Consider the following 26,717-nt stretch of genomic DNA (forward strand, 5'->3'; position numbering starts at 1 on the left):
GAGCAAACTCTCTGTAAACAGGCTATCTGAAGGCAGACAAAAAACAGTGTGGGAGGGGAAGACCCTGATGCCTGTAGGAGCGAGCTTGCTCGCGAAAAACGTCAACGATACCGCGTGCTTCCTGAATAAACGCGGTATCTGTGAGTTTTTCGCGAGCAAGCTCGCTCCTACAGGTATTAGGGCTTGCCCCTACAAATTGTACTCAGTTCCAGCCAGCGCGATCCATCAGGCGAATCGCTTCGGCCTGGCGCTTGCCTGCCACTTCCACCGGCAAGGTATCGGCCACGAACTTGCCCCAGGTCGCCACTTCCGCCGATGGCGGTACCGCCGGGTTGGCCGGGAACTCCTGGTTGACGTCGGCGAAGATCTTCTGTGCATCAGGCGTGGTCATCCACTCCACCAGCGCCTTGGCCGCTTCCGGGTGCGGTGCGTGCTGGGTCAGGCCGATGCCGGAGAGGTTCACATGCACACCGCGATCGCCCTGGTTCGGCCAGAACAACTTCACGGCCAGGTCTGGCTTCTGCTTGTGCAGGCGACCGTAGTAATAGGTGTTGACGATACCCACGTCGCACTGCCCGGCGTTGATGGCCTCCAGCACGGCGATGTCATCGGAGAACACGTCGGTGGAGAGGTTATTCACCCAACCCTTGATGATTTCTTCAGTCTTGGCCGCGCCATGGGTTTCGATCAAGGTGGCGGTCAGCGACTGGTTGTAGACTTTTTTCGCCGTGCGCAGGCACAGGCGGCCTTCCCACTGCTTGTCGGCCAGAGCTTCGTAGGTGGTCAGATCGCCCGGTTTTACCCGGTCGGTGGAATAGGCGATCGTCCGCGCACGCAAGCTCAAACCGGTCCAGGCGTGGGCCGATGAGCGATATTGCAAAGGAATGTTCTTGTCGATGACAGGGGAGGTGAAGGGTTGCAGGATGCCCATCTGTTCGGCCTGCCAGAGGTTGCCGGCGTCAACGGTCAGCAGCAGGTCGGCAGTGGCGTTCTCGCCCTCGGCCTTGATGCGCTGCATCAGCGGGGCTTCCTTGTCGGTGATGAACTTGACCTGCACGCCGGTCTTTTTGGTGTAGGCGTCGAATACGGGCTTGATCAGCTCGTCGATACGCGAGGAGTAGACCACGACTTCGTCGGCCGCCTGCACGGTGGTGCTGCCGATCAGGGTGAGTGCCAGGGCAGTCAGGAGGCGCTTGGGTGCCAACATGGGTGCGGTCTCTCATTTGCAAATGGAGGGCAAATGATAAGGACTCACATTTGGTAACGCTTGGTGGAGGCGTTACCAGATGTTGCACAGCCAGAATATGCGCTGGCGCTGACGGCCTCATCGCGGGCAAGCCCGGCTCCCACAGAGGGTTGTATTGTCAGGTCAGGGTTTAGCGAGTTCGGGGAGATCGCCGGTCAAACCCAGTGCCTGGCGCACGAACACTGCCTTGGCTTCGGGCATCTGGTCGACGATTTTCAAACCCGCGTTGCGCAACCAGCGCAGCGGCAGTTGATCGGCCTGGAACAAGCGCTCAAAACCTTCCATTGCCGCCATCAGCGCCAGGTTGTGGGGCATGCGACGTCGCTCATAACGGCTCAGCACTTTCACATCGGCCAGGCGCTCGCCGCGCTCGTTCGCTGCCAGCAGCACTTCGGCCAGCACGGCCGCATCGAGGAAGCCCAGGTTGACGCCCTGCCCCGCCAACGGGTGGATGACGTGGGCGGCGTCGCCGATCAACGCCAAGCCTTCGGCCACATAGCGTTTGGCATGGCGCTGGCGCAACGGTACGCACACACGCGGGTCGGCACTGACCACGGTGCCCAGGCGCCCTTCGAAGGCACGTTCCAGTTCGCGACAGAAGCGTTCATCATCCAGCGCCATCAGGCGCTCGGACTCAGCAGGCGTGGTCGACCAGACAATCGAGCACCAGTCTTCCTGCCCATCGCGTACCAGCGGCAGGAACGCCAGCGGGCCGGTGTCGGTGAAGCGTTGCCACGCGGTGCGCTGGTGCGGCTGGCTGCTGCGCACGCTGGTGACGATGGCGTTATGCAGGTAATCCCATTCGCGGGTAGGTGTACCGGTCAGGCGGCGTACGGCGGAGTTGGCACCGTCGGCGGCCACCACCAGCGGTGCACGCAGCTTGCGGCCGTCGGCCAGGGTCAGCAACCAGTCATCGCCAGAGCGGCGCATCTGTTCCAGGCGCGCATTGGCCAACAGGCCAAGGTCGCAGTCATGCAGGCGATCGAGCAAGGCATCCTGCACCACGCGGTTTTCGACGATATGCCCAAGCACCTCGGCATGCACACTGGCCGCCGAGAAGTGGATCTGCCCGGTGCCGCTGCCGTCCCATACCTGCATTTCGCCATAGGGGCTGGCACGCCGCGAGACGATGCCGTCCCACACGCCCAGGCGCTCAAGAATGCGCTGGCTGGCCGCCGACAATGCGCTCACCCGCGGTTCAAACGCCGCAGCCGGCTCAAACGGCTTGACGCTCAATGGGCTGCCGTCGAGCAGCAACACCTGCAGGCCACTGCCCTGCAACGCCAGCGCCAGGGCGCTTCCGACCATTCCGGCCCCGACAATCAGCACATCTGCGCGCATGTCCATATTCAAGCCTTGTCTCGTGTGCGGCACAGGCCGCAAGTAAAGGTGTGGTCCGCTTCAAACATCGGAACGCGTACCCAGGCCCATGGCCTGGCGGGCGAACCAGCGTTTGGCCGGGGGCAACAGGTCGAGGCCGAGCAAGCCCATATTGCGGCCCAGCGCCACCAATGGCTGAGCACTGCCGAACAGGCGCGTGACCTGGTCGGAGAAGCCTACGGTGAGTTGCTGGTCCAGGCGCTGACGCTCGCGATAGCCTTGCAACGTCGCCAAGTCACCCGGCACCGCCGGCCCGGCCAACAGGGCTTCGGCCAAGGCATTGGCATCGCGCAGGGACAGGTTGAACCCCTGCCCGGCAATCGGGTGCAGGCTGTGGGCGGCATTGCCGAGGACCGCCAGGTGCGAGCGCACTTGTTCCTCGGCTTCCACCAGGGTCAACGGGTACAGGTGACGCGCGCCCACTTGCTTGAGGGTGCCCAGGCGATACCCGAACACGCCCTGCAATTCGCTCAGGAAGCTACGCTCGTCGAGGCTGGCCAGGCGCTGGGCGTCCATGCCGATGCGGGTCCAGACCAGCGCGCAACGGTTGTCCGGCAGCGGCAGCAAGGCCATGGGGCCTTCATCGGTAAAGCGCTCGAACGCCTCGCCATTGTGGGCTTCGCTCGGGGTGATGTTGGCGATCAGCGCGCTCTGGTTGTAGGGCCGGGTTTTCACGCCAATGCCCAATTGCTCACGCAAGCCGGAGCGGCCGCCATCGGCCAGTACCGCCAGGTCGCATTCCAGCACGGTTTCATCGTTGAGGGTCAGGCGATAGCCATCGGGCAGCGGCTCCATGCGCGTGACTTCTGCCGGGCAGCGCCAGCTCACCACCTCCTTTTCCAAGCCTTGCCACAGGCATTGGCCGAGCCAGGCGTTTTCCACCACATAACCCAGGGCCGGCACGCCCTCCTCCATCGCGGACAAGCGCGCGGTGGAGAAACGCCCACGGTCTGACACGTGGATCTGCTTGATCGGCTCGGCGCGCCGGGAAATGGCTTGCCACAGGCCCAGCCGCTGGTAAATCTGGCGTGCGCCAAACGACAGCGCAGAAGAGCGCGCATCGTAGCTCGGCTGGTAGCTGTCGCCCGGTGCAAAGGGTTCGATCAGCACGATCTTCCAGCCCCGCGCCTTGGCCCCCGCTTGCAATGCCAGAGCCAGGCTGGCGCCCACCAGGCCGCCGCCGATAATCGCCAGGTGAACCCGGCTCATCGGGCAGCCGCCATCAACGCTTCGATCTCGGCAACGGTCTTGGGCACCCCGCCGGTCAGGATTTCACAGCCTTGCTTGGTCACTACCACGTCGTCCTCGATGCGCACGCCAATGCCGCGCCATTTCTTTGCCACGTTCTGGTTGTCCGGGGAAATATAGATGCCCGGCTCCACGGTCAAGGCCATGCCCACTTCCAGCACGCGCCATTCACCGCCCACTTTGTACTCGCCCACATCATGCACATCCATACCCAGCCAGTGGCCGGCACGGTGCATGTAGAAGGCGCGGTAGGCTTCGCTGGCGATCAACTCGTCAACGTCACCTTGCAACAACCCCAGCTTCACCAGGCCGGCGGTGATGACCTGCACGGTCGCCTCGTGGGCCTGGTTCCAATGTTTGTTCGGCGCGATCTGCTTGAAGGCGGCTTCCTGGGAGGCCAGCACAATCTCGTAGATCGCCTTCTGCTCGGGCGAAAACTTGCCATTGACCGGCCAGGTACGGGTGATGTCGCTGGCGTAGCAGTCGATCTCGCATCCGGCGTCGATCAGCACCAGGTCGCCGTCCTTGAGCACCGCGTCATTCTGCTGGTAATGCAGGATGCAGCTGTTGCGCCCGGCGGCGACGATGGAGCCATAGGCCGGCATCTTCGCGCCGCCTTTGCGAAACTCGTAATCCAGCTCGGCTTCCAGGCTGAACTCATGCAAACCGGCACGGCTGGCCTGCATCGCCCGCACATGGGCCGCACAGGAAATTCGCGCCGCCTCGCGCATCACCCTCACTTCTGCCGCCGATTTATACAGGCGCATATCGTGAAGCAAATGATCCAGGGCAACGAATTCGTTCGGCGGCTGGGCGCCCAGGTGCGCTTTGGAACGGATCACGTTGATCCACTCCATCACATGCCGGTCGAACTCGGCATTGCTGCCCATGGCCGAGTACACGCGGTCGCGACCTTCGATCAGGCCGGGCAGGATGTCGTCAATATCGGTAATGGGGAATGCGTCGTCCGCGCCAAAGTCGCGGATCGCGCCCTCGGTGCCGGCACGCAGGCCGTCCCACAACTCGCGCTCGGCATTGCGCTCGCGGCAGAACAGCACGTACTCGCCGTGCTGGCGACCGGGCATCAGCACGATCACCGCTTCGGGCTCGGGGAAACCGCTCAGGTACTGGAAGTCGCTGTCCTGGCGGTAGACATGCTCGACATCGCGGTTGCGGATGGCCACGGCGGCGGCCGGCAGGATCGCGATGCTGTTGGGTTCCATCTGCGCCATGAGCGCCTTGCGACGCCGGGTGTATTCCGCTTTGGGGATATGGATCATGGGCAGATGGGCTTCCTTTCTCAGTGCAGCGACGGCTTGGGCGCGGCGGGCTCAGCGGACTTGCGGGTCTCGGTGAACAGCAGCAGCGGCGCGACGCGCAGGTATTCCATGACTTCCATGTAGTCGCCTTCGCCGTCTTCGGATTCTTCCAGGGCGTCTTGCACCTGGGAGATGGCCGCCAGGTCCTGTAGCACTTCCTTGGCGTCGGTGCTCAGCTCCAGGCCGCCGGCATTCACGCCGAAACCGTGGAGGAAACCCTGGCACCATTGGCCCAGCGCAGCGGCGCGGTCAGCCAGCGGGGCGTCGTCGGTAGGCAGCAGCAGGACCACGGTGACGTCATCACCGGTCAGCTCGCCCTTGACCATTTCTTGCAGGCCGATCAATGCGTTGCGCACATTGTCGGTGGGTTCGGTTTCCAGCAGCTCGGCCACATCGGCCAACCAGGTGTCGGCATCAAAGCCGACACCGGTGCAACTGCGGCCCAACAGCACGCCATGCAGTTCAGCAGGCGAGCATGGATGGCCGCTGGCGCTCAGCAGTTTGGAAAAAGCATCGTACGGGGAGTTCTGAATGGGCATGGTGAGCTAGGCGCCAGACGGCGCAATGTCTAGAATGGAGCGCTGTATCCTAGCACCGGCAGACGCACCAAGACTATCGAGGGCGTCAGATCGTTTATCCTGCAGTTGCCATTCATCAGACAAATCCAGTGGAACCCAATGGAAGACACCGACCTGCAAGCGCTGATGGCCAGACTCGAACTGCTAATTGATCGGGTCGAGCAACTTAAGAGTCAAAACGGACTCCTATTAGCTCAGGAAAAGACCTGGCGCGAGGAACGCGCTCACCTCATTGAAAAAAACGAAATCGCCCGGCGTAAGGTCGAATCGATGATTTCGCGCCTGAAGGCCCTGGAGCAAGACTCATGAGTTCAAGCAATAGCGTTACCGTGCAGATCCTCGACAAAGAATATTCGATCATCTGCCCTCAGGAAGAACGCAGCAACCTGGTGAGCGCTGCCCGCTACCTGGATGGCAAGATGCGCGAAATCCGCAGCAGCGGCAAAGTGATCGGCGCCGACCGCATCGCCGTGATGGCCGCGCTGAATATCACCCACGACCTGCTGCATAAGCAGGAGCGCCCTGACGTACAGGCCAGCGGCTCGACGCGCGAGCAGGTGCGTGACCTGCTCGATCGCGTGGATCTGGTGCTTTCCACCGATTCAGACACACCCAAGGGCTGATTGCCGAGCAGGTTTAAGGTATACTCGCCCCACTCCCTGGCGTGTTTGCCAGTCGGCGATGTCCCTGAGCCGATTCGCACTACCCTGGAAGTTGCACGTTGGGCTGGTGTGCATGTCCGCTAGACGGAAAGCCTTAAAGCCTACTGCTTCTTCCACCTTGAACTTTCGGGTTCAAGGGCTAAGTCGACAGCGGCTCTGTCGGGGAGCCTGAATTCCCAAACTCAATGCCAGTCTCCGGACTGGCATTGTTTTATGAGCCGGAAAACCATGACCGAACCTGCGCCGCTTTCCCGTCCGCAACTTCGACGCATGTTGCGCAAAGCCCGCCGTGCCCTCACGCCGAGCGAGCAGCGCCAGGCCGCTCACGGTCTGTACCGGCAACTGGCACAGCACCCGCTGTTTCGCCGGGCCAAACATATCTCTTTATATCTGCCCACGGACGGTGAAATCGATCCGCGCCTGCTGCTGCGTGCAGCCCAGCGCCGCGGCAAAGCCACTTACCTACCGGTGCTCAGCGCCTGGCCGCGCACCAAGATGGTGTTCCAGCGCGTACGGCCTGGGGATAAGTTGCTGCCCAACCGTTTTCACATCCTTGAGCCACGGGTCAATGCCCATCGCCAACGCCAAGTCTGGGCGCTGGACCTGGTGTTGTTGCCGTTGGTGGGGTTCGATGATGCAGGTGGCCGCCTGGGCATGGGCGGCGGGTTTTACGACCGCAGCCTGGCCTATCTTGCCCGCCGCCAGAGCTGGCGCAAGCCAACACTGCTGGGGCTGGCCCATGAATGCCAGAAAGTCGAACGCCTGGCGCAGGCAAGCTGGGATGTGCCGTTGGCGGGGACGGTGACCGATAAGCAGTGGTATGTCGCACAAACGCCGCTGGAAACAGCGGCGCCTTAGTGAATGCTTGAGTTAACGCTTGAACGGTTGTGGCTGCTGCTGAGCCAGTTCAACCGGTGCATCGGTCTTGTTCGACCACAGGCTTTGGGCATAACCGGTGGTCACGACGCCCAGACCAAACAAAATAACCAAAATCCATAGTAAATCCGGCTTACGTTGCATCGATTGCCCCCCTTTCAGGCACCTCGTACACGATGACAACAACGTTCCAAAGTAGTCCGTTGCAGCTGCGTCAAGCTTAAAAGCGCGCATTCTGCGGTAACGTGAACCAACACGCAAACCTTGACGCCAACCGACTGTCGGTTTGTCATGCAATTGCCCGACAACTTGCCCAATGCCTATTTCAGGAGCCCAAAAATGGCCTACTGGCTGATGAAATCCGAGCCCGACGAACTCTCCATCAACGGCCTGGAAAAGCTCGGCGAAGCGCGCTGGGACGGGGTTCGCAACTATCAGGCGCGCAACTTTTTGCGCGCCATGGCCGTGGGCGACGAGTTTTTCTTTTACCACTCCAGTTGCCCGGAGCCTGGGATTGCCGGCATCGGCAAAATCATTCAGGCCGCCTACCCGGACCCCACTGCGCTGGAACCAGAAAGCCACTATTTCGACGCCAAGGCCACGCCGGAGAAAAACCCATGGAGTGCGATCGATGTCGCCCATGTGCAGACCTTCCCCAAAGTGCTGGGCCTGGGCTATCTAAAGCAGCAAACTGCGCTGGCTGAAATGCCGCTGGTACAGAAGGGCAGCCGGCTTTCTGTCATGGCGGTCACACCGGAGCAGTGGGCAGCGGTCCTTCATCTGCTTTAACTGGCCCCGGCTTCTTGTAGGAGCGAGCTTGCTCGCGAAAAACTCACAGGCGCCGCGTTTACTCAGGAAGCACGCGTTATCGTTGACGTTTTTTCGCGAGCAAGCTCGCTCCTACTGGATGATCAGGTTGTTGAACAGCAGGTCTTCCACCACCGGCTTGCCGGTTTCATCGTTCATCACTTGCTGCGTTTGCTTCAACGCCTCTTGGCGCAGCTTCTCCTTGCCTTCCACACTGCTCATGGTCTCATTGGTCTGCTGGGTAAACAGCGCCACCAGTTGGTTGCGAATCAAGGGGTCGTTGGCCTTGACCAGCTTCGCCGCTTCTTCTCCGGTCACGCGCAGGGCAATGTCGGCCTTGTAGACCTTGAGTTTCGCGGTGCCATCCAGGCCGTAATTGCCCACGAACGGCGGGCTCAGGCTGATATAGCTGACCTTCGGCGCCTCGCCCTCTTTGGCCTCTTCGGCCTGGGCTGCCATCGGCAAGGTCAGGGCCAGCATCAACAGGATCCACGCTTTCACAGTTCATTCCTCGAATTCGGTTGCCGGGTAGCATAACGCTAGCAAGGCTGAGCACAAGCTTATGGGGGCTTATCAGGCGTGGGCATGCTCGTTGACCCACGGGCGTACCCTCCTACACTTATCGGCCACGACGCCAAAAGGAATAGTCCGATGAAAGCTGTGCTGTGCAAAGCCTTCGGCCCCGCCGAAACCCTGGTGCTGGAAGAGATCGCCAGCCCGGCGATCAAGAAGAATGAAATCCTGTTGGACGTGCATGCGGCCGGGGTGAATTTCCCGGACACGCTGATCATCGAAGGTAAATACCAGTTCAAGCCGCCTTTTCCGTTCTCACCCGGTGGCGAAGCGGCGGGCGTAGTCAGCGAGGTGGGCGAGAAAGTCAGCCACCTGAAAGTCGGTGACCGCGTGATGGCGTTGACCGGCTGGGGCAGCTTTGCCGAGCAGGTCGCGGTGCCCGGCTATAACGTGCTGCCAATCCCGCCGAGCATGGACTTCAATACCGCCGCCGCTTTCAGCATGACCTACGGCACGTCCATGCACGCACTGAAACAACGCGCCCACCTGCAACCCGGCGAGACCTTACTGGTACTTGGCGCGTCCGGCGGCGTGGGCCTGGCTGCCGTAGAGATTGGCAAGGCCATGGGCGCCCGGGTGATTGCCGCCGCCAGCAGCGCCGACAAACTCGCAGTCGCCAAGGCCGCCGGTGCCGATGAGCTGATCAACTACAGCGAAGCCAGCCTCAAGGATGAGGTCAAGCGCCTGACCGATGGCAACGGCGCTGATGTGATTTACGACCCGGTGGGTGGCGACCTGTTTGACCAGGCCATCCGTTCGATTGCCTGGAACGGTCGGCTGTTGGTGGTAGGTTTTGCCAGTGGGCGTATTCCTGAACTGCCGGTGAACCTGGCGTTGCTCAAGGGCGCAGCGGTGGTCGGGGTGTTCTGGGGCTCGTTTGCCCAGCGCCAGCCACAGGACAATGCGGCGAATTTCCAGCAATTGTTCACCTGGTATGGCGAGGGCAAGCTCAAGCCATTGGTGTCGCAGGTGTATCCGCTGGAGCAGGCTGCGCAGGCGATCAATGATCTGGGGCAGCGCAAGGCGGTGGGTAAAATAGTTGTCCAAACCCGATAACACACCTGAAATGCAATCCATGTGGGAGCTGGCTTGCCTGCGATAGCGGTGGGTCAGCTGCTACAGATGAACCTGAAAGATCGCCATCGCAGGCAAGCCAGCTCCCACAGTGGTTACTCAGTGGTCTTAGGACCTAATCACGCCCACAACTTATCTATTAGCGACATGTTCGTAAAAGAACATGCAATTGCTCGCGTTTCCTGTGTTTGCGGATAAGAGGCGATGCTATTTTCGGTAACGAAACTGTAATATTCGCATCCGCAGTCAAAACAAGAAATTTGGAGCTCTTGAATGTTTGCTTTCTTTCGTCCTGCCGCACACCAGGCGCCCCTGCCTGAAGAAAAAATAGACAGTACCTACCGACGACTGCGCTGGCAGATCTTCGCGGGTATTTTCTTCGGTTACGCCGGCTACTACCTGCTGCGTAAAAACTTCTCCCTGGCCATGCCCTACCTGATCGACGAGGGTTACACCCGTGGCGAACTGGGCCTGGCGATGTCGGCGATTGCGATTGCCTACGGCTTGTCCAAATTCCTGATGGGCCTGGTGTCCGACCGCTCCAACCCACGCTATTTCCTGCCCTTTGGCCTGCTGGTTTCGGCGGGGGTGATGTTCATTTTCGGTTTCGCACCTTGGGCAACGTCCAGCGTGACCATGATGTTCATTTTGCTGTTCATCAACGGCTGGGCCCAGGGCATGGGCTGGCCGCCAAGTGGGCGGACCATGGTGCACTGGTGGTCGCAGAAAGAACGCGGCGGCGTGGTGTCCGTGTGGAACGTGGCGCATAACGTCGGCGGTGGCTTGATCGGCCCGCTGTTCCTGCTGGGCATGGCGTGGTTCAACGACTGGCATGCAGCGTTCTACGTGCCGGCCACCGTGGCCCTGGCAGTGGCGGCGTTTGCCTTCATCACCATGCGCGACACCCCGCAATCGGTGGGCCTGCCGCCTATCGAGAAATACAAGAACGACTACCCAGAAGGCTACGACGCCAGCCACGAAGACGAATTCAGTGCCAAGGAAATTTTCGTCAAATACGTGCTGCGTAACAAAATGCTCTGGTACATCGCCTTTGCCAACGTGTTTGTCTATCTGCTGCGCTACGGCGTACTGGACTGGGCGCCGACCTACTTGAAAGAAGCCAAGCACTTCACCGTCGATAAGTCGTCCTGGGCGTACTTCTTCTACGAGTGGGCAGGTATTCCGGGCACGCTGCTATGCGGCTGGATGTCGGACAAGATCTTCCGTGGCAACCGCGGCCTGACCGGCATCGTGTTCATGGCGTTGGTGACCGTGGCGACCCTGGTTTACTGGCTCAACCCGCCGGGCAACCCGATGATCGACATGATTGCGCTGTTCTCCATCGGCTTCCTGATCTACGGCCCGGTGATGCTGATCGGCCTGCAGGCGCTGGAGCTGGCACCGAAGAAAGCCGCCGGCACCGCAGCAGGCTTCACCGGCTTGTTCGGTTACCTCGGTGGTTCGGTAGCCGCAAGTGCCGCCATGGGCTACACGGTTGACCACTTCGGCTGGGACGGCGGTTTTGTACTGCTGATCAGCGCCTGTGTACTGGCGATCGCATTCCTGATCCCTACGCTGTGGCACACCAACAGTGTCAGCTCGGCGCGCTAACCGCCCGGACAATCCTTGGCACAACGCTTGAGCCGCGCCTCCAGGTTTTTATCTGGCATGGCGTGGCTACGCAGGGCGTTCACGGTCTGCTCGACATAATCGCGAGTGGTGCCGTAACGCCCGCAAGCGCTTTGCAGTACATGGTTAAGCACGATATCGGGCAAGTTGCCGGCATAGCTGGGCAAATGCCGCTCCAACACAAACCCCAACGCCTGCACGGTACTGCCATCTTCCAATCGGCAGCTGAGCCAGTGCGGCCGGTAAGAGGGGTAAGGCATCTCGCGCTGCCACAGGGCATACAGCGAGGCCTCCAACTGGTCTTCCGGCAAACGGTAGGCAAACCCGCTGCAGGAACCACCGCGATCCAGCCCGAACACCAACCCCGGCAACTCCGGCGTACCCCGATGCTCATGGGACCACAGGTACAAGCCCCGGTGATAACCGTGGACCCGCGCCCGTACGCGTTCGGTGGATGAACATTCAGGGCGCCAGATCAGCGAACCATAAGCAAATAGCCACACCGGCCCACCCTTATGCCGAGCCATGGTGGCTTGCATCGAGCTCATTAACTGTTCGTGGGTGAGTTGCGGCCCAAGATCGAGTCGCGGAGGGTAAGCCAATTGCAGAAGATCGGTTTCAATGACGGTCATGGCGAAATGCGGTGCGCCCCCTGTGTGTTACCAGTTGTAAGCGACTTTACCGTAATAAAACGCAGCGCTGTAACCGTACGGCGAAAAAGTCCCACTGGGCATAATCAACGCCCACCACTCGTCAGGATCTGCACGGTTAATCCCGCTACTGTCAGCCCCGGTTCAGCCTGGGCGGGCGCCAAGCCGTCAAAATAGCGCGCACACAACGACCCACTTAGCCGTTCATCACATCGACTATCGAGGTCGCCCCATGAAAAAATTTCGATTGCCTGGGCTGTTGTTCCTGGCCCAAGCCACCACCGCCCTGGCGAGCGAAACCCCACCCGCCAACGACGACAAAGGCTTCTGGTACGCCCAGACCAGCGTCTACACCCGGCACTTCGCGCCAGACCCAGAGCACAACAACAATCAGGACTTGATCGGCCTGGAACGCAACGAGGCATCGGGCCTGCTGTACGGCGGGGTGACTTTTCGCAACTCGTTCCGCCAGCGCTCGTACTACGCCTATGTGGGCAAGCGCTATGACATGGCCGACTATCCGGTGTATGCAAAATTGACCGGCGGGCTGCTCCAGGGCTATCGCGGCGAGTACCGCGACAAGATCCCGTTGAACCGATTCGGCGTGGCGCCGGTGATCATTCCATCGGTGGGCACGCATTACGGGCCGGTGGCGGCTGAGTTGGTATTGCTCGGGTTCAACGCGGCAATGGTGACAACTGGAGTGCGCTTCTGACACAGCACAGTCCCCGGTGGGAGCTGGCTTGCCTGCGATAGCGGTGTGCCAGTCATCAAATGAGGCGCTGACCCACCGCTATCGCAGCATAGGTATCTACACAACTTTGTGGGGCTTTAACAGCAGACGGTAACCACGATGCGAAGCGAGTCGCTCTTGATCTTGCTCTTGATCTGCTTGTGATCTCAGGCGCCCCGTCAAACCACGCTGGCCGGAATTCGACAGGGATTTGGGGGGGGGTAAACCGGCAGGGATGCCGGTTTAGCCGCCCCGCGCCATGGATGGCGCGTGGCGGCGGCCCCCCAAATCACTGGCGGATTACGGGCACACCGAGCCCAGGCGAGGTGCCGAGTGGTGGGGCAAGAGCCCTTTGGTTACTTTGGGGCTTTTCCAAAGTGACCCGCCGTCAGGGCGGAACCCTAAGCGGCCGTTACCGCAGCAATGGATACACACACAATCCAACCGTGTTGACTGCCAGGCCGCCTTCGCGAGCAAGCCCGCTCACACAGTTTGCTCGCAGGACGTCAGGTAGATAGGCGTCAGCTGTGGGGCCGTCATCGCAGGCAAGCCAGCTCCCACATTAGGGCCTTGGGGCGTAGGCGAAGACGTCGGCGCGCATCCGGTGCGCATCCATGCCGGCGTTGACCAGTGCGTCCAGGGTGCCGTAGATCATCGCCGGCGAACCGCTGGCGTAGACGTACACGCTATTGAGGTCGGCAATGTCTTCGCACACCGCTTCATGCAGCAAACCACAGCGCCCTTCCCAACCACACAGGTCGCTGACCACTTTGTGCAGGAACAGGTTGGGTAAATGCAGCCATTGGTCCCAATGCTCGATTTCGTAAAAATCTTCCGGCAGGCGCACGCCCCAGTACAGATGCACCGGGTGCTTGAAGCCTGAAGCGCGGCAATGCTCGATCAGGCTGTGCATCTGCGCCATGCCGGTGCCGGCTGCCATCAATACCAGTGGCCCATCCGGCAATTCGGCCAGGTGAGTGTCACCAAACGGCAGCTCAACGCGGGCCATCTGGTTGCGCTGCAACTGCTCGATGAGGCTGCGCGCACTGGCTTCCCGTGCCAGCACATGCAACTCCAACTCCCGTCCGGCATGGGGCGCCGAGGCCAGGGAGAACGCAGATTTCTCGCCGCTGTCCCGCTCGATCATCAGGTATTGCCCGGCGTGGTAACGCACCGCCTTGCCTGCCGGGGCGCGCAGGCGCACACGCCACACATCGCCACCCACTTGCACACACTCGATCAATTGGCACGACAATTGGCGCAACGGCAACTCTCCCGGCGCCAGAACGCCATCCCACAACACCACGCAGTCCTCCAGCGGCTCAGCGATACAGGTGTAGAACTCACCATGATCGCGCTCCTCCCCGGCCTGCCTTACGCGGCCCTCAACCAACAACGCCGCGCAGACATGGCACACGCCATTACGGCAGGCTTGGGGGCACTCATAGCCCAGGCGGCGTGCGCCCTCGAGGATTCGCTCGCCAGGGGCCAGTTCCAGCACAGCACCGGAAGGTTGCAGGGTTACACGCATCAATCTATTCCCAATTCTTTCCAGATCGCATCGACCCGCGCCGTGACGGCTTCATCCTTGACGATCACCCGGCCCCACTCACGCGTGGTTTCGCCCGGCCATTTGTGCGTGGCATCCAGGCCCATCTTTGAGCCAAGGCCCGATACCGGCGACGCGAAGTCGAGGTAGTCGATGGGCGTGTTGTCGATCATCACCGTATCGCGCTTGGGGTCCATGCGCGTGGTGATGGCCCAGATCACGTCGTTCCAGTCCCGGGCATTGATGTCGTCGTCGGTGACAATAACGAACTTGGTGTACATGAACTGTCGCAAAAACGACCACACACCGAGCATTACCCGCTTGGCATGCCCCGGATACGACTTCTTCATGGTCACGATGGCCATGCGGTACGAACAGCCCTCGGGCGGCAGGTAGAAGTCGGTGATCTCCGGGAATTGCTTTTGCAGGATCGGCACGAACACTTCGTTGAGCGCCACGCCGAGGATGGCCGGCTCATCGGGCGGACGGCCTGTGTAGGTACTGTGGTAGATCGGCTTGACCCGATGGGTGATGCGCTCGACGGTGAACACCGGGAAGCTGTCGACTTCGTTGTAGTAACCGGTGTGGTCGCCGTACGGGCCTTCATCGGCCATTTCACCTGGGTGAATCACGCCTTCAAGAATGATTTCGGCGGTGGCCGGCACTTGCAGGTCATTACCGCGGCACTTCACCAGCTCCGTGCGATTGCCGCGCAACAAGCCGGCGAAGGCGTACTCGGAGAGGCTGTCAGGTACGGGCGTGACTGCACCGAGGATGGTCGCCGGGTCAGCACCCAGGGCCACGGAAACCGGGAATGGCTTGCCGGGATGCTTCTCGCACCACTCACGGAAGTCGAGGGCGCCGCCACGGTGGCTCAGCCAGCGCATGATCACTTTATTACGGCCAATGACTTGCTGACGGTAGATACCGAGGTTCTGGCGGTCCTTGTTCGGGCCTTTGGTGACGGTCAGGCCCCAGGTGATCAGCGGGCCGACGTCGCCGGGCCAGCAGGTTTGCACCGGGAGCATGGCCAGGTCGACATCATCGCCTTCAATGACCACTTCCTGGCACACCGCGTCCTTGACCACCTTGGGGGCCATGGCGATGATCTTGCGGAAGATCGGCAGCTTGGACCAAGCGTCCTTCAAGCCCTTGGGCGGCTCGGGCTCCTTGAGAAAGGCCAGCAGCTTGCCGATCTCACGCAGCTCGCTGACGGACTCGGCGCCCATGCCAAAGGCCACGCGCTCGGGAGTGCCGAACAGGTTGCCCAGCACCGGGATATCAAAGCCGGTCGGGTTTTCGAACAACAGCGCCGGGCCCTTGTTGCGCAAGGTACGGTCGCAAATCTCAGTCATTTCCAGCACCGGAGAAATCGGCATCTGGATACGTTTCAACTCTCCGCGCTGCTCAAGTTGCTGCACGAAATCCCGAAGATCCTTGAATTTCATTAACCATGCCACCCGTAAAATAGGCGTACATCCTACCTGCTCTGAGGGCGGCTGGCAGCTTAATTGGCCGTCAAACCGCGTGATTGCAAAGAACTGAACAACGGCTCCAGGAAGGCTTCGATGTGTCGCGCGCCGACGTCTGAAAGGTGATTATCGTCGGTATACAGTGCGCGGCCATTGAGTTCGACGCGGCACAACCCATCGGCGCCGCACAGTAATGGCGCAGGGTCCAGCACCGCGACACCGCTGTCGGCCGCTGCCAACTCATCAAACAATTGCGTGATAAACGCCTGGCGCTTCACATGCTCGGCCACGGCGAGCCCTTCACCGTCCACGGGGCGGTTCATCATGGCCAGGCGGCTGAGACGGTAAGGCACGATGATTTCCTGCAGCGGCACTTCCTTGACCAGCCAGACCTTGTGCCCAGCAGCGCGCAAGCCCTGGATGCGCTCGCGCAGGCCTTGAGCAAAGCGTTGTTCGGCGACGGCACGCACGTACTGGCCGGTGCCGGGGTCCTTGAGCGCATGCTCCTTGTCACCGGACATTTGCCCATACACATACAGGCTCCAGCGGGCGGCCAACACCACATCGCTGAATGTCTGCTCGGCCATGGCCTTCTCGACGCGACGGTTGAAATGCGCGCAGCGGGCAATATTTTCCAGGCCATCGAGGGGAATACAGCCGGCAAAACTGGCTTCGACCAGGCTGATATCGTGGCGATCAGCGCCTTCTTTGAGTGCCGGTATCAGCGCGGTAGCGTGGCTGTCACCCCATACCAACGCTGAAACCGATTGGCCTTTGGGGCCGAAATGGCAGAACAAGCGTTCATCGGGGGTATCTTTGTCGGCCATGCACGCCAACAGGTCCGGGCTCCACTTCTTGGCCTGGGCAAAGCGCAACGCCTGTTCGGACAAGCGCGAAGGCACGCCGTCGAACTCACGGATCGCCAGGCCAGTGAAACCCAGCCCCAGAATGCCGACCATCGCCGAAGCCAGAATCGCCTTACGCGAGGCCAGCAAACGTTTTTCCCGGAACGGCGTTTCCACGAACCGCCAGGACAGGTAGCCCAGCACCAGCGAAAGCAGCATCAGCCCCGCCAGTTCCAGGGCGCTCAAGCCATCCACCGCGGCATAGTTGGCGTACACGAATACCGGCCAGTGCCACAGGTACCAGGAATAAGAGATCAGCCCGATGCCCACCATGATCCGCGTGCCCAACAGGCGAGCGACCCAGGTCTGTTGCTGGCCGTTGGCCCAGATCAACCCGACCACCCCCAGCACGGGCAACAACGCGGTCGCGCCTGGGAACGGGGTTTTCGCGTCGTAACCTAATACGGCGATGAGGATCAATGCCAGGGAAGCCAGGCTGACGCCTTGGGCCAAGGCCGGCGAGGCGCGCCATTCACGCTTGGGCTGCACCGCCAGCATCGCACCCGCCAGTAGCTCCCAGGCCCGCAGATGCAACAGGAAGAAAGCTTTCTGCGGCTCATGCTGAACCGCCCAGACGCTCATGCCAAACGACACCAGCAGCACCGCGAACAATGCCAGGCGCCAGTGCTTCAAACGGCTGGAAAGCAAAGCCAGCAGTAACGGGAAGAAAATATAGAACTGCTCTTCTACTGCGAGCGACCAGGTATGCAGCAATGGCTTGATGTCGGATGAGGCATCGAAGTAGCCGTGCTGGCGTGAAAACAACAGGTTCGAGGTAAAGGTCACCTGATAGTGCGCAGACCGCCCCAACTCTTCATAGTCCTTGGGCGCCAACAGAAACCAACCCACTGCCAGTGTCGCCGCAATCATCACAAACAGTGCCGGCAAGATACGCCGGGCGCGGCGAGCCCAGAAGTCGATGAAGCTGAAGCGTCCGGCTTGACGCTCTCGCCAAATAATTGACGTGATTAGAAAGCCGGAAATGACGAAAAACACATCAACGCCAACAAAACCGCCAGTAATGCCTGGAACGCCAAAGTGAAACAACACGACTGCGAGGACAGCGATGGCACGCAGGCCGTCGATGTCTCTGCGGTAAGCAAGAGTGGTCATATGAATGTGGTCAGTCTGTGACGAAAGGAACGAGCGTAGTCACGCGTCAATTTTTGTTACTTAACTGATACTTATGCCATAAAAACCACACAAACTCGACGCAAAAAAAATGGCGCCCCCTGGGGGGCGCCATTTTTTTGGACCAGAAACGCAGTATTTACTTACGTTTCATCGACAGGAAGAACTCGTCGTTGGTCTTGGTGGTTTTCAGCTTGTCGATCAGAAACTCGATGGCAGCGACTTCGTCCATCGGGTGCAGCAGCTTGCGCAGGATCCACATACGCTGCAGTTCGTCGTCTGCGGTCAGCAACTCTTCGCGGCGGGTGCCGGAACGGTTGATGTTGATCGCAGGGAACACACGCTTTTCAGCGATGCGACGATCCAAAGGCAGTTCCATGTTGCCGGTACCCTTGAACTCTTCGTAGATCACTTCGTCCATCTTCGAGCCGGTTTCAACCAGCGCGGTGGCGATAATGGTCAGCGAGCCGCCTTCTTCGATGTTGCGCGCAGCGCCGAAGAAACGCTTCGGTTTCTCCAGGGCGTGAGCATCGACACCACCGGTCAGCACCTTGCCGGAGCTCGGGATCACGGTGTTGTAGGCGCGAGCCAGACGGGTGATGGAGTCGAGCAGGATCACCACGTCTTTCTTGTGCTCGACCAGGCGCTTGGCCTTTTCGATCACCATTTCGGCAACCTGCACGTGACGGGTTGGCGGCTCATCGAACGTCGAGGCAACCACTTCGCCGCGCACGGTGCGCTGCATTTCGGTCACTTCTTCCGGACGCTCATCGATCAACAGCACGATCAGATGAACTTCAGGGTTGTTACGTGCAATGTTCGCGGCGATGTTCTGCAGCATGATGGTCTTACCGGCTTTCGGCGGTGCGACGATCAGGCCACGCTGGCCTTTGCCGATTGGAGCGCAGAGGTCGATCACACGGCCGGTCAAGTCTTCGGTGGAGCCGTTACCGGCTTCCATCTTCATGCGCACGGTCGGGAACAGCGGAGTCAGGTTCTCGAAGAGAATCTTGTTTTTCGCGTTCTCGGGGCGATCGAAGTTGATCGTGTCGACCTTGAGCAGGGCGAAGTAACGCTCACCTTCCTTCGGAGGACGGATCTTGCCAACGATGGTGTCACCGGTGCGCAAGTTGAAGCGACGGATCTGGCTCGGCGAGACGTAGATATCGTCTGGGCCGGCGAGATAGGACGCGTCTGCAGAGCGGAGGAAGCCGAAGCCGTCCTGGAGAATCTCCAGCACGCCATCACCGGAGATTTCCTCGCCGCTTTTCGCGTGCTTCTTGAGCAGGGAGAAAATCACGTCCTGCTTGCGCGAACGGGCCATATTTTCTATGCCCATTTCTTCGGCCAGTTGGAGCAGGTCGGTAATCGGCTTTTGCTTGAGTTCAGTCAGATTCATATAGGAATGACGTAATCATTTATGGAGGGGGGAAATTAAGCTTTTGGCTTAATGAGGCCGCGCCGCAGAGAAGGCGACAGGATCGCGTACTAATCGAAAAGGAATGCGTCGGCGACGGCTTGCAGGGGGCAGTGGAGAAACCACTGCGGGGCCGAATGTACCACCTGGATTTCGGAGCGTCTAGCCCTGTTTTACGAAAAAGCCCCGCAAATTGCGGGGCTTTTTTGACGACGCTTAGATGTTCGCGTCGAGGAAAGCTTGCAGCTGGGACTTCGACAGCGCGCCCACTTTGGTCGCTTCGACATTGCCGTTCTTGAACAGCATCAGAGTCGGGATACCACGCACGCCATGCTTGGCCGGAGTTTCCTGGTTCTCGTCGATGTTCAGCTTGGCAACGGTCAGTTTGCCTTCGTAGGTGGTCGCAATGTCGTCCAGGACCGGAGCGATCATTTTGCAAGGGCCGCACCATTCAGCCCAGTAGTCAACCAGCACCGGGCCTTCAGCCTTGAGGACTTCGGCTTCAAAGGACGCGTCGGTGACGTGCTTGATAAGATCGCTGCTCATGGATGTCTCCGGATTGTAAGCAAAAAAAACGTTGCCCATCATAGCCGCCCTTCCCCTGTTCAGGAAGCCGCGTCTGATTGAGTCTTGCTATGAACTTGAATGAGTGTGGGTATGACCCCGTCACGGCGTAGCGGGCGTCACGAACGCAATGCCCGTGCGCAACGCTGCATTACGTATATGTTCCTGCATGGTTTTCTGCGCCGCCGTACTGCTGCGGCGGGCCAGGGCGCGCAGGATTCTGCGATGTTCCTGCCAGGTTTCCATGGCCCGCTCCGGCCGGATGAACGGTAGCTTCTGACTTTCCAGAAACACCTCGGCACTGGCGCTGAGGATGCTCAGCATGGCCTGGTTACCGCTGGCCAGCAGAATGCGCTGGTGAAACTCGAAGTCCAGGCGGGCAGCCGCTTCGAAATCGCCCGCCTTGAGCACTTTACGCATGGCTTGAACATTGTCTTGCAGGCTGTCCAGTGCATCGAGGGTTAGTGTCACCGCTGCCAAGCCCGCCGCAAACCCCTCCAAGGCGTAGCGCAACTGGAAGATATCCGGAGGCGTGGCCTGCGCCGCAAAGGGCCAGGCGAACCCCGGCGCCTCTTGCACGTCCTGTACGAACACGCCCTTGCCCGGCTGCACGCTGACCACGCCCAAGGCGCTGAGGGACGACAGCGCCTCGCGCAACGACGCCCGGCTCACCCCCAATTGCAGCGCCAACTCGCGCTGGGACGGCAACGCGTCGCCCGGCCCGAAGCCTTGCTCCTTGATCAGTTTGCGGATGGCCTGCAAGGCCGCTTCCGGTACGGCTTGGGCAATGGAATTCATAAAAAGCTCTGGGTTCCAGATAGCGGTGTGACCCGTTGTAAAACTATTCATGGCCGGCTGCAAGCCACGCCCCAAAGGGGCTCGCCGCTTTTTGCCAACGCTCGAAAAGGGTGCGCAAAACCTGACCACTGTTCAGACCAGTAAGACCTGTGCACCTCAACAACCATCAGCCTTGCAGACGATCCGAACGGTGCTGGCATGGGCTGTGCACTGGGCAAACTCAGAAAATTCCTTCGCCATTTTCGGAGAGTTGCCATGACCAAGCGCTACAGCGCCCTGCTCACTGCCCTGTTTGCCAGCCTGATGCTGAGCCAGGCACCCGCCCAGGCGAACGGTCTGGATGACATCGTCGCCCGCGGCACCCTGAAGGTTGCCGTGCCCCAGGACTTCCCACCGTTTGGTTCGGTGGGCCCGGACATGAAGCCACGCGGCCTGGACATCGACACCGCCAAGCTGCTGGCCGACCAACTCAAGGTCAAACTGGAACTGACCCCGGTGAACAGCACCAACCGCATCCCGTTCCTCACCACTGGCAAGGTCGACCTGGTGATTTCCAGCCTGGGCAAGAACCCCGAGCGCGCAAAGGTCATCGACTTCTCCAACGCCTACGCACCGTTCTACCTTGCCGTGTTTGGCCCGCCTGACGCCGCCATCGCCAGCCTCGACGACCTCAAGGGCAAGACCATCAGCGTCACCCGTGGCGCCATCGAGGATATCGAGCTGACCGCGGTGGCCCCTAAGGAAGCCACGATCAAGCGCTTTGAAGACAACAACTCCACCATCGCCGCCTACCTGGCCGGCCAGGTGGACCTGATCGCCAGCGGCAACGTGGTCATGGTGGCCATCAGCGAACGCAACCCCAAACGCGTACCGGCACTGAAGGTGAAACTCAAGGACTCGCCGGTGTACGTGGGCGTGAACAAGAACGAGCCGGCGCTGCTGGAAAAGGTCAACCAGATCCTGGTGGCAGCCAAGGCTGACGGCAGCCTGGAAAAAAACGCAATGCAGTGGCTCAAAGAACCGCTGCCTGCCGACCTCTGACGCGGAGCTCAACGATGGCCTATCAATTCGACTTTGTGCCAGTGCTGGCCAATACCGACCTGCTCCTGCGCGGCGCGCTGTTCACCCTTGAGCTGACGGCCATTGGCGCCATCCTCGGCGTGGCCGTGGGCACTGTCGGCGCGGTGGTACGGGCTTGGAAGGTCCAGCCGTTTGCGTGGCTCTTTGGGGTGTATGTCGAGTTGATCCGCAACACGCCGTTCCTGGTGCAACTGTTTTTTATCTTCTTTGGCCTGCCGTCCCTGGGGTTGAAAATCACCGAGTGGCAAGCCGCCGTGCTGGCAATGGTGATCAACCTGGGGGCCTACTCCACCGAGATCATCCGTGCCGGTATCCAGGCCATCCCACGCGGACAACTGGAGGCGGCCGCGGCGCTGGCAATGACGCGCTTCGAGGCGTTTCGCCATGTGGTGCTGCTACCGGCCCTGGGCAAGGTGTGGCCGGCCCTGAGCAGCCAGATCATCATCGTGATGCTGGGTTCGGCGGTGTGTTCGCAGATCGCCACTGAAGAGCTGAGCTTTGCCGCCAACTTTATCCAGTCGCGTAATTTCCGCGCCTTTGAAACCTATGCCCTGACCACCCTGGTGTACCTGTGCATGGCGCTGATGATTCGCCAATTGCTCAACTGGATCGGACGACGGTTTGTCATGAGGAACAGCCGATGAGTGATTTTTCGTTCTGGGACATCGTGCGCAACCTGCTTACCGGCTTGCAATGGACGCTGCTGCTGTCATTGGTGGCGTTTGTGGGCGGCGGCCTGATCGGCTTGCTGGTGATGACCCTGCGCATCAGCCGCAAAGCGTTCCCACGCAATATGGCCCGCACCTATATCGAACTGTTCCAGGGCACGCCGCTGCTGATGCAGCTGTTCCTGGTGTTTTTCGGCGTTGCCCTGCTTGGCGTGGATATATCGCCCTGGCTGGCCGCGGCGATTGCCTTGACTCTGTTTACCAGCGCCTACCTGGCTGAAATATGGCGCGGCTGCGTTGACTCTATCGCCCACGGCCAATGGGAAGCCTCGGCCAGCCTGGCCCTCAACCCGCTTGAGCAACTGCGCTATGTGATCTTGCCTCAGGCGTTGCGTATTGCTGTCGCGCCGACGGTGGGCTTTTCGGTGCAGGTGGTCAAAGGCACCGCCGTGACCTCGATCATCGGCTTCACCGAACTGACCAAGACGGGCGGCATGCTCGCCAACGCCACCTTTGAGCCCTTCATGGTCTATGGCCTGGTGGCCCTCGGTTACTTTTTGCTCTGTTATCCCTTGTCCCTCAGTGCGCGCTACCTGGAAAGGAGACTGCATGCCTCTGCTTAGAATTTCTGCCCTGCATAAGTATTACGGCGATCACCACGTACTCAAGGGCATCGACCTGACGGTGGACGAAGGCCAGGTTGTGGCGATCATCGGCCGCAGCGGCTCGGGCAAGTCCACCTTGCTGCGCACCCTCAATGGCCTGGAGTCGATCAACGACGGCGTCATCGAAGTCGATGGCGAATACCTCGACGCCGCCCGCGCCGACCTGCGCAGCCTGCGGCAGAAGGTCGGCATGGTCTTCCAGCAATTCAACCTGTTCCCGCACCTGACCGTGGGCGAGAACGTGATGCTGGCGCCGCAAGTGGTGCAGAAAGTGTCCAAGGTCAAGGCTGCCGAACTGGCCCGGCAGATGCTGGACCGGGTCGGACTGGGCGAGAAGTTCGACGCCTTTCCCGATCGTTTGTCCGGCGGCCAGCAACAGCGCGTCGCCATTGCCCGCGCCCTGGCCATGTCGCCCAAGGTGTTGCTGTGTGATGAGATCACCTCGGCCCTGGACCCCGAACTGGTCAATGAAGTGCTGAGCGTGGTGCGCCAACTGGCCCAGGACGGCATGACCCTGATCATGGTGACTCACGAAATGCGTTTTGCCCGTGAGGTCGGCGACAAGCTGGTGTTCATGCACCAGGGTAAGGTGCATGAAACCGGTGACCCGAAGGTGTTGTTCGCCAACCCGCAAACAGTCGAGCTCGCTAACTTCATTGGCTCGGTGGAACAGCCTGGCTGATCAGTTCGAAACTGCCCTGCCCTTCAAGGCGGGCCTCCCCGCGCACCATCAACGCATCGAAGGGCAGTTCGGTGTCGAGATCGACCTGGGCGGTGAGTTGCCGCCCTGTCACCGGCACACCTGCGGCGCGCGCAATCAAGGCCTGGCCGGGTAACAACTGGCCTTTGGCCGTCTCATCAGGTGCTTGAGCAGACGACCAGCCGACTGCTCGCCCGTCGACCTGGGCATGCTTGAGACGCAAGCGAAAATGCCCCTCACGACCAAACCGAAACCCTTGCCCATCGGCAGGCGCTGCGACAAAACGCAGGGCCATTACCGCCGGCTCAACGCAGAGCACAGTCAGGTTGAACGTGCGAGTGGCCAGCACCACAGCGGCATTGTCGACCACTGCATCGCGGCGTATTGCGCCATAGTCGATGCGCGGCGGGCTCAGCGATAGCCGACAATTTTCAGCTTGCGCATCGAGCGTTGCCAGCAACATGCATGAGAGCGCCAAGGGCAGGCTGGTACGCTTAACCACCCTGGCATACCGCCGATGCAGCTTCATAGAATTTGTCATTGTCGGGCTTGGCCTCGGGGTCGATGTGCAACAGGCAAGTGGAAGAGTCGGGCAATGAAACCCTCAGGTTTTGCGACTCGGAGACGTCGTTGAGAAAAATCATGCCCTCGCCCACCACGCTGGTGACAAAGCGATTGCCCTTGCCGAACACCGAGGCGCCCTGAGGCAATGGCCGGCCGTGCTGATCGTTGGCGGTCACCAGCATCCGGCGCACTTTCACCACGTCAAAATCCACGTGATTGAATGAGCCTCGGCCCGCCGCAAGGACCTGGGTGCCGTTTTTCAGGTCTACCTGCTTGGGCAAGGAAGGGGTCTGCACCTGGACGCGGCTGTTGGTGTAGGCCGGCAAGCCGGCGATCACCGCCTGGCCGCTGAAGTCGGTCCATACCGGGCCTTGTGGCGTCTCGACTTTCGCCGAGCCGATATCGCCGACCGAGACGATGCCGAACGTGTCCTGCACGCTGTAAGGCGAAAAGGTCAGCCCGCCCTCATGAGCCACCACGCCCCCCTGCAACTGGCCTGTGTAGCTGCTACCCAACGGGTCGCGGCTGACGCCCAGGCCCACTCGTGCGTAGCGTGGCAACACGTCCACTTGCCCACGCAACGATTGCTCCCGGGCCCGCATGTCACGCTCTACCGCCACTTCGTAGTTCACATACTCGTTGACCCGTTCGCTCAGTGCAGTGCCGGCGGTAAATTGCTCCCCACGGCGGCTGGTGTAGCTGCTCACACGGCGATCGCCGCCCAGGGGCACACTGACCTGCAACCGCAGGGACACGTCGTTATCTACCGCACGATCACGCCGGCTGCCGGCATAGTTGGCGTCACGGCGAGCCCGTGAACCGCCCACTTGGGAATCAGCGATCAGTGCCACGTCGGCCCGGCCAAACGACTTGTTCCATGAGGCAAACACATGCTCGCTGGTTTGCCCGCCAAATTGCGCGCTGCGGGTGTAATTCAAAGAAAATACGCCCAGCGTGGGTTCGGCCCAGCTCACGCCTGCGGTGTACTGGTTTTTGAAGTGGGAATTGAGATCATCGGCCCTGAGCGACTGGCCCACCTCCGTGACCTCGCGATAACCACGCGTCTGGGTGGTGGCGCTGAGGTTGACGTCGATATTGGCCCCGACCGGGCTGCTCAGTGACAGGCTGCTGCGTGAGCCGGACACGGCCTTATGGCTATCTCGGGACAGGTTATGGCGTGCGTTGACAGAAACCCGCTGGAAAAACACGCTGCTCAGGGTCCCCCCTGCCGCCCAATAGTCATCGGTACTCAACAAGCCAAAACCCGCAGACGAATGACTCCCCAGGCCCCAAGTGCCACTGCCCATGGCGATCACCGGGGATGGCCCTTCCTCTCCCGTCGTTCTGCGCAGTTCGCCCACCGATAAATAGTAACCAGGCGCCGCCGGGGCAGCCCCCGCGAATGACGCCGCCGGTACCACGAAACTGCGCTTGGCGCCCCGCACATCAATCACGCTGACCTCAAGGTCGCTGGTGGCGTTGAGCAGGGGCAAGCCCGTCAGCCGGAACGGTCCTTCAGGTACCAACGTACTGTGGACCAACACACCGGACTGGCGTATCTCGACGCGAGATTGGCTTTGGGCCAACCCCTCGACCACTGCGATATTGCCGCCTGCGGGTGTCCTGGACTGCCCATCGGGGGAAAACTGCACGCCAGACAGTTGGATCCCGCCAAACAGCGGGTTATTACTGGAGAGCTGGCCTGCCTGGAACGTCGAACGCAACGCGGCGATATCCCGCTGGGCATAAGCATGCAAGTGTTCGGTACGGGTCTGGCCGTTGTCCGACACATAGAACTGGCGGCTGCGGACAATCCAATCGTCGAGGTTGAAACCCGCTTCAGTGTGGGCCGACACGAACCGACTGGGTCCGCTGCGCGAATGGCTGTCGTAACCCAGCACGTCATAGTTGAACAACGCTGCCGCGCCGCCCTGGGAAAAATCCCCGCTATCCCACTCGGGTTCGCGCAAGGCCTGGGTCGGCACCACCAGCACCACTTCATCGGTACCGGGACGCAGGCGCACCATCGTGGCGGGAAATGCGCCGAGAAAATCATGACAGGCCTGGTCTGGCCTGGCGCCTGGCTGCAGGATTGCGCCGGGTTTCACCAGCCCGGCCTTCTCCAATAACCCAGGGGTGAAACATAACTCCCCCTGTGGACCAAACCGAGCATCCACCCGCCCAAGCGGGTTGCCATTGACCCGCAACCCCACCACCTGGACACCTTCGCGAAAGCGCGCCGCACTGCGAAAGTAATCGGCAACCTTGGGGTCTATGCCGTGGGTGGTGAGGGCCGCCAGGTCAAACCCTTCACCGAGTTCCAGTGCGGTCGCGATACCAGGCAAACTCCAGAGCGCCGCGAAGCCGATGGACAACTTGGACCGACCGGGCCAGGCAGTACCAGCGATGCCCCGCCTCGAAGGGATCAT

Annotated in this window: 27 protein-coding genes and 1 other RNA gene; 12 read left to right on the forward strand and 16 right to left on the reverse strand. The window is 60.6% G+C overall.

Going from position 1 to position 26,717, the window contains the following annotated elements; genetic code table 11:
* Window positions 1-202: 202 nt before the first annotated feature.
* The 5 genes from ACWHXD_RS29920 to ACWHXD_RS29940 form a co-directional block, all read right to left on the reverse strand.
* Window positions 203-1,207, reverse strand: coding sequence for an extracellular solute-binding protein (locus ACWHXD_RS29920; protein ID WP_138762028.1), 1,005 nt, complete (start codon window positions 1,205-1,207; stop codon window positions 203-205).
* Window positions 1,208-1,369: 162 nt separating this feature from the next.
* Entirely contained in the window at window positions 1,370-2,587 is a 1,218-nt protein-coding gene (locus ACWHXD_RS29925) for a 2-octaprenyl-3-methyl-6-methoxy-1,4-benzoquinol hydroxylase (protein WP_192901636.1), read from the reverse strand.
* Between the two features lie 60 nt (window positions 2,588-2,647).
* Window positions 2,648-3,835, reverse strand: coding sequence for a 2-octaprenyl-6-methoxyphenyl hydroxylase (gene ubiH / locus ACWHXD_RS29930; RefSeq protein WP_138762026.1), 1,188 nt, complete (start codon window positions 3,833-3,835; stop codon window positions 2,648-2,650).
* Window positions 3,832-5,154, reverse strand: a complete 1,323-nt coding sequence (pepP, locus tag ACWHXD_RS29935) for a Xaa-Pro aminopeptidase (protein WP_003195303.1) — start codon at window positions 5,152-5,154, stop codon at window positions 3,832-3,834. Before pepP ends, ubiH begins: the two co-directional genes overlap by 4 nt.
* Before the next feature lie 20 nt (window positions 5,155-5,174).
* Window positions 5,175-5,732: a YecA/YgfB family protein gene (locus tag ACWHXD_RS29940; protein WP_098950076.1), complete on the reverse strand. Its 558-nt coding sequence runs from the start codon at window positions 5,730-5,732 to the stop codon at window positions 5,175-5,177.
* Between the two features lie 138 nt (window positions 5,733-5,870).
* Between ACWHXD_RS29940 and ACWHXD_RS29945 the strand changes: the two genes are divergently transcribed.
* From ACWHXD_RS29945 to ACWHXD_RS29960, 4 genes are all read left to right on the forward strand, one after another.
* Window positions 5,871-6,080: a TIGR02449 family protein gene (locus ACWHXD_RS29945; protein WP_003177365.1), complete on the forward strand. Its 210-nt coding sequence runs from the start codon at window positions 5,871-5,873 to the stop codon at window positions 6,078-6,080.
* Complete coding sequence (locus ACWHXD_RS29950) at window positions 6,077-6,394, forward strand: cell division protein ZapA (RefSeq protein ID WP_014720410.1); 318 nt, start codon at window positions 6,077-6,079, stop codon at window positions 6,392-6,394. The genes ACWHXD_RS29945 and ACWHXD_RS29950 overlap by 4 nt, the downstream gene beginning before the upstream one ends.
* Before the next feature lie 30 nt (window positions 6,395-6,424).
* Window positions 6,425-6,603: non-coding RNA, 6S RNA (gene ssrS, locus ACWHXD_RS29955), on the forward strand.
* Between the two features lie 58 nt (window positions 6,604-6,661).
* Window positions 6,662-7,291, forward strand: a complete 630-nt coding sequence (locus tag ACWHXD_RS29960) for a 5-formyltetrahydrofolate cyclo-ligase (RefSeq protein WP_138762090.1) — start codon at window positions 6,662-6,664, stop codon at window positions 7,289-7,291.
* 12 nt (window positions 7,292-7,303) lie between these two features.
* Here the strand turns inward: ACWHXD_RS29960 and ACWHXD_RS29965 are convergent, their stop codons facing one another.
* Window positions 7,304-7,453 (reverse strand): hypothetical protein, encoded by a 150-nt coding sequence (locus ACWHXD_RS29965; RefSeq protein ID WP_010207387.1) that lies wholly within the window; start codon window positions 7,451-7,453, stop codon window positions 7,304-7,306.
* A gap of 195 nt (window positions 7,454-7,648) precedes the next feature.
* On the opposite strand from ACWHXD_RS29965, the gene ACWHXD_RS29970 reads away from it, so the two are divergent.
* Window positions 7,649-8,098 carry an EVE domain-containing protein gene (locus ACWHXD_RS29970; RefSeq protein WP_044269738.1) on the forward strand — a complete coding sequence of 150 codons (450 nt, stop codon included), beginning with the start codon at window positions 7,649-7,651 and terminating at the stop codon, window positions 8,096-8,098.
* A 111-nt stretch (window positions 8,099-8,209) separates the two neighbouring features.
* On the opposite strand, the gene ACWHXD_RS29975 is transcribed toward ACWHXD_RS29970, so the two are convergent.
* Entirely contained in the window at window positions 8,210-8,617 is a 408-nt protein-coding gene (locus ACWHXD_RS29975) for a flagellar basal body-associated protein FliL (protein ID WP_003195317.1), read from the reverse strand.
* Window positions 8,618-8,767: 150 nt separating this feature from the next.
* Here ACWHXD_RS29975 and ACWHXD_RS29980 point away from each other — a divergent pair, with 150 nt between their 5' ends.
* On the forward strand, window positions 8,768-9,745 hold the full coding sequence (locus ACWHXD_RS29980) for an NADPH:quinone oxidoreductase family protein (protein ID WP_032894606.1): 978 nt from the start codon (window positions 8,768-8,770) through the stop codon (window positions 9,743-9,745).
* A 291-nt stretch (window positions 9,746-10,036) separates the two neighbouring features.
* A complete protein-coding gene (gene glpT / locus ACWHXD_RS29985; protein ID WP_032894604.1) occupies window positions 10,037-11,374 on the forward strand; it encodes a glycerol-3-phosphate transporter in 1,338 nt (445 codons plus the stop codon).
* On the opposite strand, the gene ACWHXD_RS29990 is transcribed toward glpT, so the two are convergent.
* Entirely contained in the window at window positions 11,371-12,024 is a 654-nt protein-coding gene (locus ACWHXD_RS29990) for a gamma-glutamylcyclotransferase (protein ID WP_098950073.1), read from the reverse strand. The two genes, glpT and ACWHXD_RS29990, sit on opposite strands and share 4 nt — an antisense overlap.
* A 250-nt stretch (window positions 12,025-12,274) precedes the next feature.
* On the opposite strand from ACWHXD_RS29990, the gene ACWHXD_RS29995 reads away from it, so the two are divergent.
* Window positions 12,275-12,757, forward strand: coding sequence for a hypothetical protein (locus ACWHXD_RS29995; protein WP_032894600.1), 483 nt, complete (start codon window positions 12,275-12,277; stop codon window positions 12,755-12,757).
* Between the two features lie 580 nt (window positions 12,758-13,337).
* Here ACWHXD_RS29995 and ACWHXD_RS30000 read toward each other — a convergent pair.
* The 6 genes from ACWHXD_RS30000 to ACWHXD_RS30025 form a co-directional block, all read right to left on the reverse strand.
* Window positions 13,338-14,306 carry a CDP-6-deoxy-delta-3,4-glucoseen reductase gene (locus ACWHXD_RS30000; RefSeq protein WP_138762024.1) on the reverse strand — a complete coding sequence of 323 codons (969 nt, stop codon included), beginning with the start codon at window positions 14,304-14,306 and terminating at the stop codon, window positions 13,338-13,340.
* A complete protein-coding gene (gene ubiD, locus ACWHXD_RS30005; RefSeq protein ID WP_003195329.1) occupies window positions 14,306-15,772 on the reverse strand; it encodes a 4-hydroxy-3-polyprenylbenzoate decarboxylase in 1,467 nt (488 codons plus the stop codon). Before ubiD ends, ACWHXD_RS30000 begins: the two co-directional genes overlap by 1 nt.
* A gap of 59 nt (window positions 15,773-15,831) precedes the next feature.
* Complete coding sequence (locus ACWHXD_RS30010) at window positions 15,832-17,814, reverse strand: acyltransferase family protein (RefSeq protein WP_138762023.1); 1,983 nt, start codon at window positions 17,812-17,814, stop codon at window positions 15,832-15,834.
* A 157-nt stretch (window positions 17,815-17,971) separates the two neighbouring features.
* Complete coding sequence (gene rho, locus ACWHXD_RS30015) at window positions 17,972-19,231, reverse strand: transcription termination factor Rho (protein WP_003176825.1); 1,260 nt, start codon at window positions 19,229-19,231, stop codon at window positions 17,972-17,974.
* A gap of 234 nt (window positions 19,232-19,465) precedes the next feature.
* On the reverse strand, window positions 19,466-19,795 hold the full coding sequence (trxA, locus tag ACWHXD_RS30020) for a thioredoxin TrxA (RefSeq protein WP_032894595.1): 330 nt from the start codon (window positions 19,793-19,795) through the stop codon (window positions 19,466-19,468).
* A 120-nt stretch (window positions 19,796-19,915) separates the two neighbouring features.
* Complete coding sequence (locus ACWHXD_RS30025; protein ID WP_032894594.1) at window positions 19,916-20,611, reverse strand: FadR/GntR family transcriptional regulator; 696 nt, start codon at window positions 20,609-20,611, stop codon at window positions 19,916-19,918.
* A gap of 255 nt (window positions 20,612-20,866) precedes the next feature.
* Between ACWHXD_RS30025 and ACWHXD_RS30030 the strand changes: the two genes are divergently transcribed.
* Genes ACWHXD_RS30030 through ACWHXD_RS30045 form a run of 4 tightly spaced genes read left to right on the forward strand, consistent with a single transcriptional unit; the run spans window position 20,867 to window position 23,706 of the window.
* Window positions 20,867-21,652 (forward strand): transporter substrate-binding domain-containing protein, encoded by a 786-nt coding sequence (locus tag ACWHXD_RS30030; RefSeq protein WP_032894592.1) that lies wholly within the window; start codon window positions 20,867-20,869, stop codon window positions 21,650-21,652.
* 14 nt (window positions 21,653-21,666) lie between these two features.
* Window positions 21,667-22,335: an amino acid ABC transporter permease gene (locus tag ACWHXD_RS30035; protein ID WP_138762022.1), complete on the forward strand. Its 669-nt coding sequence runs from the start codon at window positions 21,667-21,669 to the stop codon at window positions 22,333-22,335.
* Complete coding sequence (locus tag ACWHXD_RS30040) at window positions 22,332-22,982, forward strand: amino acid ABC transporter permease (protein WP_032894590.1); 651 nt, start codon at window positions 22,332-22,334, stop codon at window positions 22,980-22,982. The genes ACWHXD_RS30035 and ACWHXD_RS30040 overlap by 4 nt, the downstream gene beginning before the upstream one ends.
* Window positions 22,969-23,706: an amino acid ABC transporter ATP-binding protein gene (locus ACWHXD_RS30045; RefSeq protein ID WP_138762021.1), complete on the forward strand. Its 738-nt coding sequence runs from the start codon at window positions 22,969-22,971 to the stop codon at window positions 23,704-23,706. The genes ACWHXD_RS30040 and ACWHXD_RS30045 overlap by 14 nt, the downstream gene beginning before the upstream one ends.
* Here ACWHXD_RS30045 and ACWHXD_RS30050 read toward each other — a convergent pair.
* On the reverse strand, window positions 23,678-24,253 hold the full coding sequence (locus tag ACWHXD_RS30050; RefSeq protein WP_499084966.1) for a DUF1120 domain-containing protein: 576 nt from the start codon (window positions 24,251-24,253) through the stop codon (window positions 23,678-23,680). The two genes, ACWHXD_RS30045 and ACWHXD_RS30050, sit on opposite strands and share 29 nt — an antisense overlap.
* The gene (locus ACWHXD_RS30055; protein WP_238344549.1) at window positions 24,219-26,717 is read right to left on the reverse strand and encodes a fimbria/pilus outer membrane usher protein; all 2,499 of its coding nucleotides are present in this window, start codon (window positions 26,715-26,717) and stop codon (window positions 24,219-24,221) included. Before ACWHXD_RS30055 ends, ACWHXD_RS30050 begins: the two co-directional genes overlap by 35 nt.

This window comes from Pseudomonas fjordensis, assembly GCF_976987115.1.

What these genes read in the sequence shown, in the direction of transcription:
- ACWHXD_RS30000 (WP_138762024.1), bottom strand. Translation starts at nt 14,306, where the DNA reads ATGCGTGTAACCCTGCAACCTTCCGGTGCTGTGCTGGAACTGGCCCCT.
- ACWHXD_RS29950 (WP_014720410.1), top strand. Translation starts at nt 6,077, where the DNA reads ATGAGTTCAAGCAATAGCGTTACCGTGCAGATCCTCGACAAAGAATAT.
- ACWHXD_RS29940 (WP_098950076.1), bottom strand. Translation starts at nt 5,732, where the DNA reads ATGCCCATTCAGAACTCCCCGTACGATGCTTTTTCCAAACTGCTGAGC.
- ubiD (WP_003195329.1), bottom strand. Translation starts at nt 15,772, where the DNA reads ATGAAATTCAAGGATCTTCGGGATTTCGTGCAGCAACTTGAGCAGCGC.
- ACWHXD_RS30050 (WP_499084966.1), bottom strand. Translation starts at nt 24,253, where the DNA reads ATGAAGCTGCATCGGCGGTATGCCAGGGTGGTTAAGCGTACCAGCCTG.
- ACWHXD_RS29970 (WP_044269738.1), top strand. Translation starts at nt 7,649, where the DNA reads ATGGCCTACTGGCTGATGAAATCCGAGCCCGACGAACTCTCCATCAAC.
- pepP (WP_003195303.1), bottom strand. Translation starts at nt 5,154, where the DNA reads ATGATCCATATCCCCAAAGCGGAATACACCCGGCGTCGCAAGGCGCTC.
- ACWHXD_RS30035 (WP_138762022.1), top strand. Translation starts at nt 21,667, where the DNA reads ATGGCCTATCAATTCGACTTTGTGCCAGTGCTGGCCAATACCGACCTG.
- ACWHXD_RS30045 (WP_138762021.1), top strand. Translation starts at nt 22,969, where the DNA reads ATGCCTCTGCTTAGAATTTCTGCCCTGCATAAGTATTACGGCGATCAC.
- ACWHXD_RS29995 (WP_032894600.1), top strand. Translation starts at nt 12,275, where the DNA reads ATGAAAAAATTTCGATTGCCTGGGCTGTTGTTCCTGGCCCAAGCCACC.
- ACWHXD_RS29965 (WP_010207387.1), bottom strand. Translation starts at nt 7,453, where the DNA reads ATGCAACGTAAGCCGGATTTACTATGGATTTTGGTTATTTTGTTTGGT.
- glpT (WP_032894604.1), top strand. Translation starts at nt 10,037, where the DNA reads ATGTTTGCTTTCTTTCGTCCTGCCGCACACCAGGCGCCCCTGCCTGAA.
- ACWHXD_RS29925 (WP_192901636.1), bottom strand. Translation starts at nt 2,587, where the DNA reads ATGCGCGCAGATGTGCTGATTGTCGGGGCCGGAATGGTCGGAAGCGCC.
- ubiH (WP_138762026.1), bottom strand. Translation starts at nt 3,835, where the DNA reads ATGAGCCGGGTTCACCTGGCGATTATCGGCGGCGGCCTGGTGGGCGCC.
- ACWHXD_RS30030 (WP_032894592.1), top strand. Translation starts at nt 20,867, where the DNA reads ATGACCAAGCGCTACAGCGCCCTGCTCACTGCCCTGTTTGCCAGCCTG.
- ACWHXD_RS30025 (WP_032894594.1), bottom strand. Translation starts at nt 20,611, where the DNA reads ATGAATTCCATTGCCCAAGCCGTACCGGAAGCGGCCTTGCAGGCCATC.
- ACWHXD_RS29980 (WP_032894606.1), top strand. Translation starts at nt 8,768, where the DNA reads ATGAAAGCTGTGCTGTGCAAAGCCTTCGGCCCCGCCGAAACCCTGGTG.
- ACWHXD_RS30040 (WP_032894590.1), top strand. Translation starts at nt 22,332, where the DNA reads ATGAGTGATTTTTCGTTCTGGGACATCGTGCGCAACCTGCTTACCGGC.
- ACWHXD_RS29920 (WP_138762028.1), bottom strand. Translation starts at nt 1,207, where the DNA reads ATGTTGGCACCCAAGCGCCTCCTGACTGCCCTGGCACTCACCCTGATC.
- rho (WP_003176825.1), bottom strand. Translation starts at nt 19,231, where the DNA reads ATGAATCTGACTGAACTCAAGCAAAAGCCGATTACCGACCTGCTCCAA.
- ACWHXD_RS30010 (WP_138762023.1), bottom strand. Translation starts at nt 17,814, where the DNA reads ATGACCACTCTTGCTTACCGCAGAGACATCGACGGCCTGCGTGCCATC.
- ACWHXD_RS30055 (WP_238344549.1), bottom strand. Translation starts at nt 26,717, where the DNA reads ATGATCCCTTCGAGGCGGGGCATCGCTGGTACTGCCTGGCCCGGTCGG.
- trxA (WP_032894595.1), bottom strand. Translation starts at nt 19,795, where the DNA reads ATGAGCAGCGATCTTATCAAGCACGTCACCGACGCGTCCTTTGAAGCC.
- ACWHXD_RS29945 (WP_003177365.1), top strand. Translation starts at nt 5,871, where the DNA reads ATGGAAGACACCGACCTGCAAGCGCTGATGGCCAGACTCGAACTGCTA.
- ACWHXD_RS29990 (WP_098950073.1), bottom strand. Translation starts at nt 12,024, where the DNA reads ATGACCGTCATTGAAACCGATCTTCTGCAATTGGCTTACCCTCCGCGA.
- ACWHXD_RS29960 (WP_138762090.1), top strand. Translation starts at nt 6,662, where the DNA reads ATGACCGAACCTGCGCCGCTTTCCCGTCCGCAACTTCGACGCATGTTG.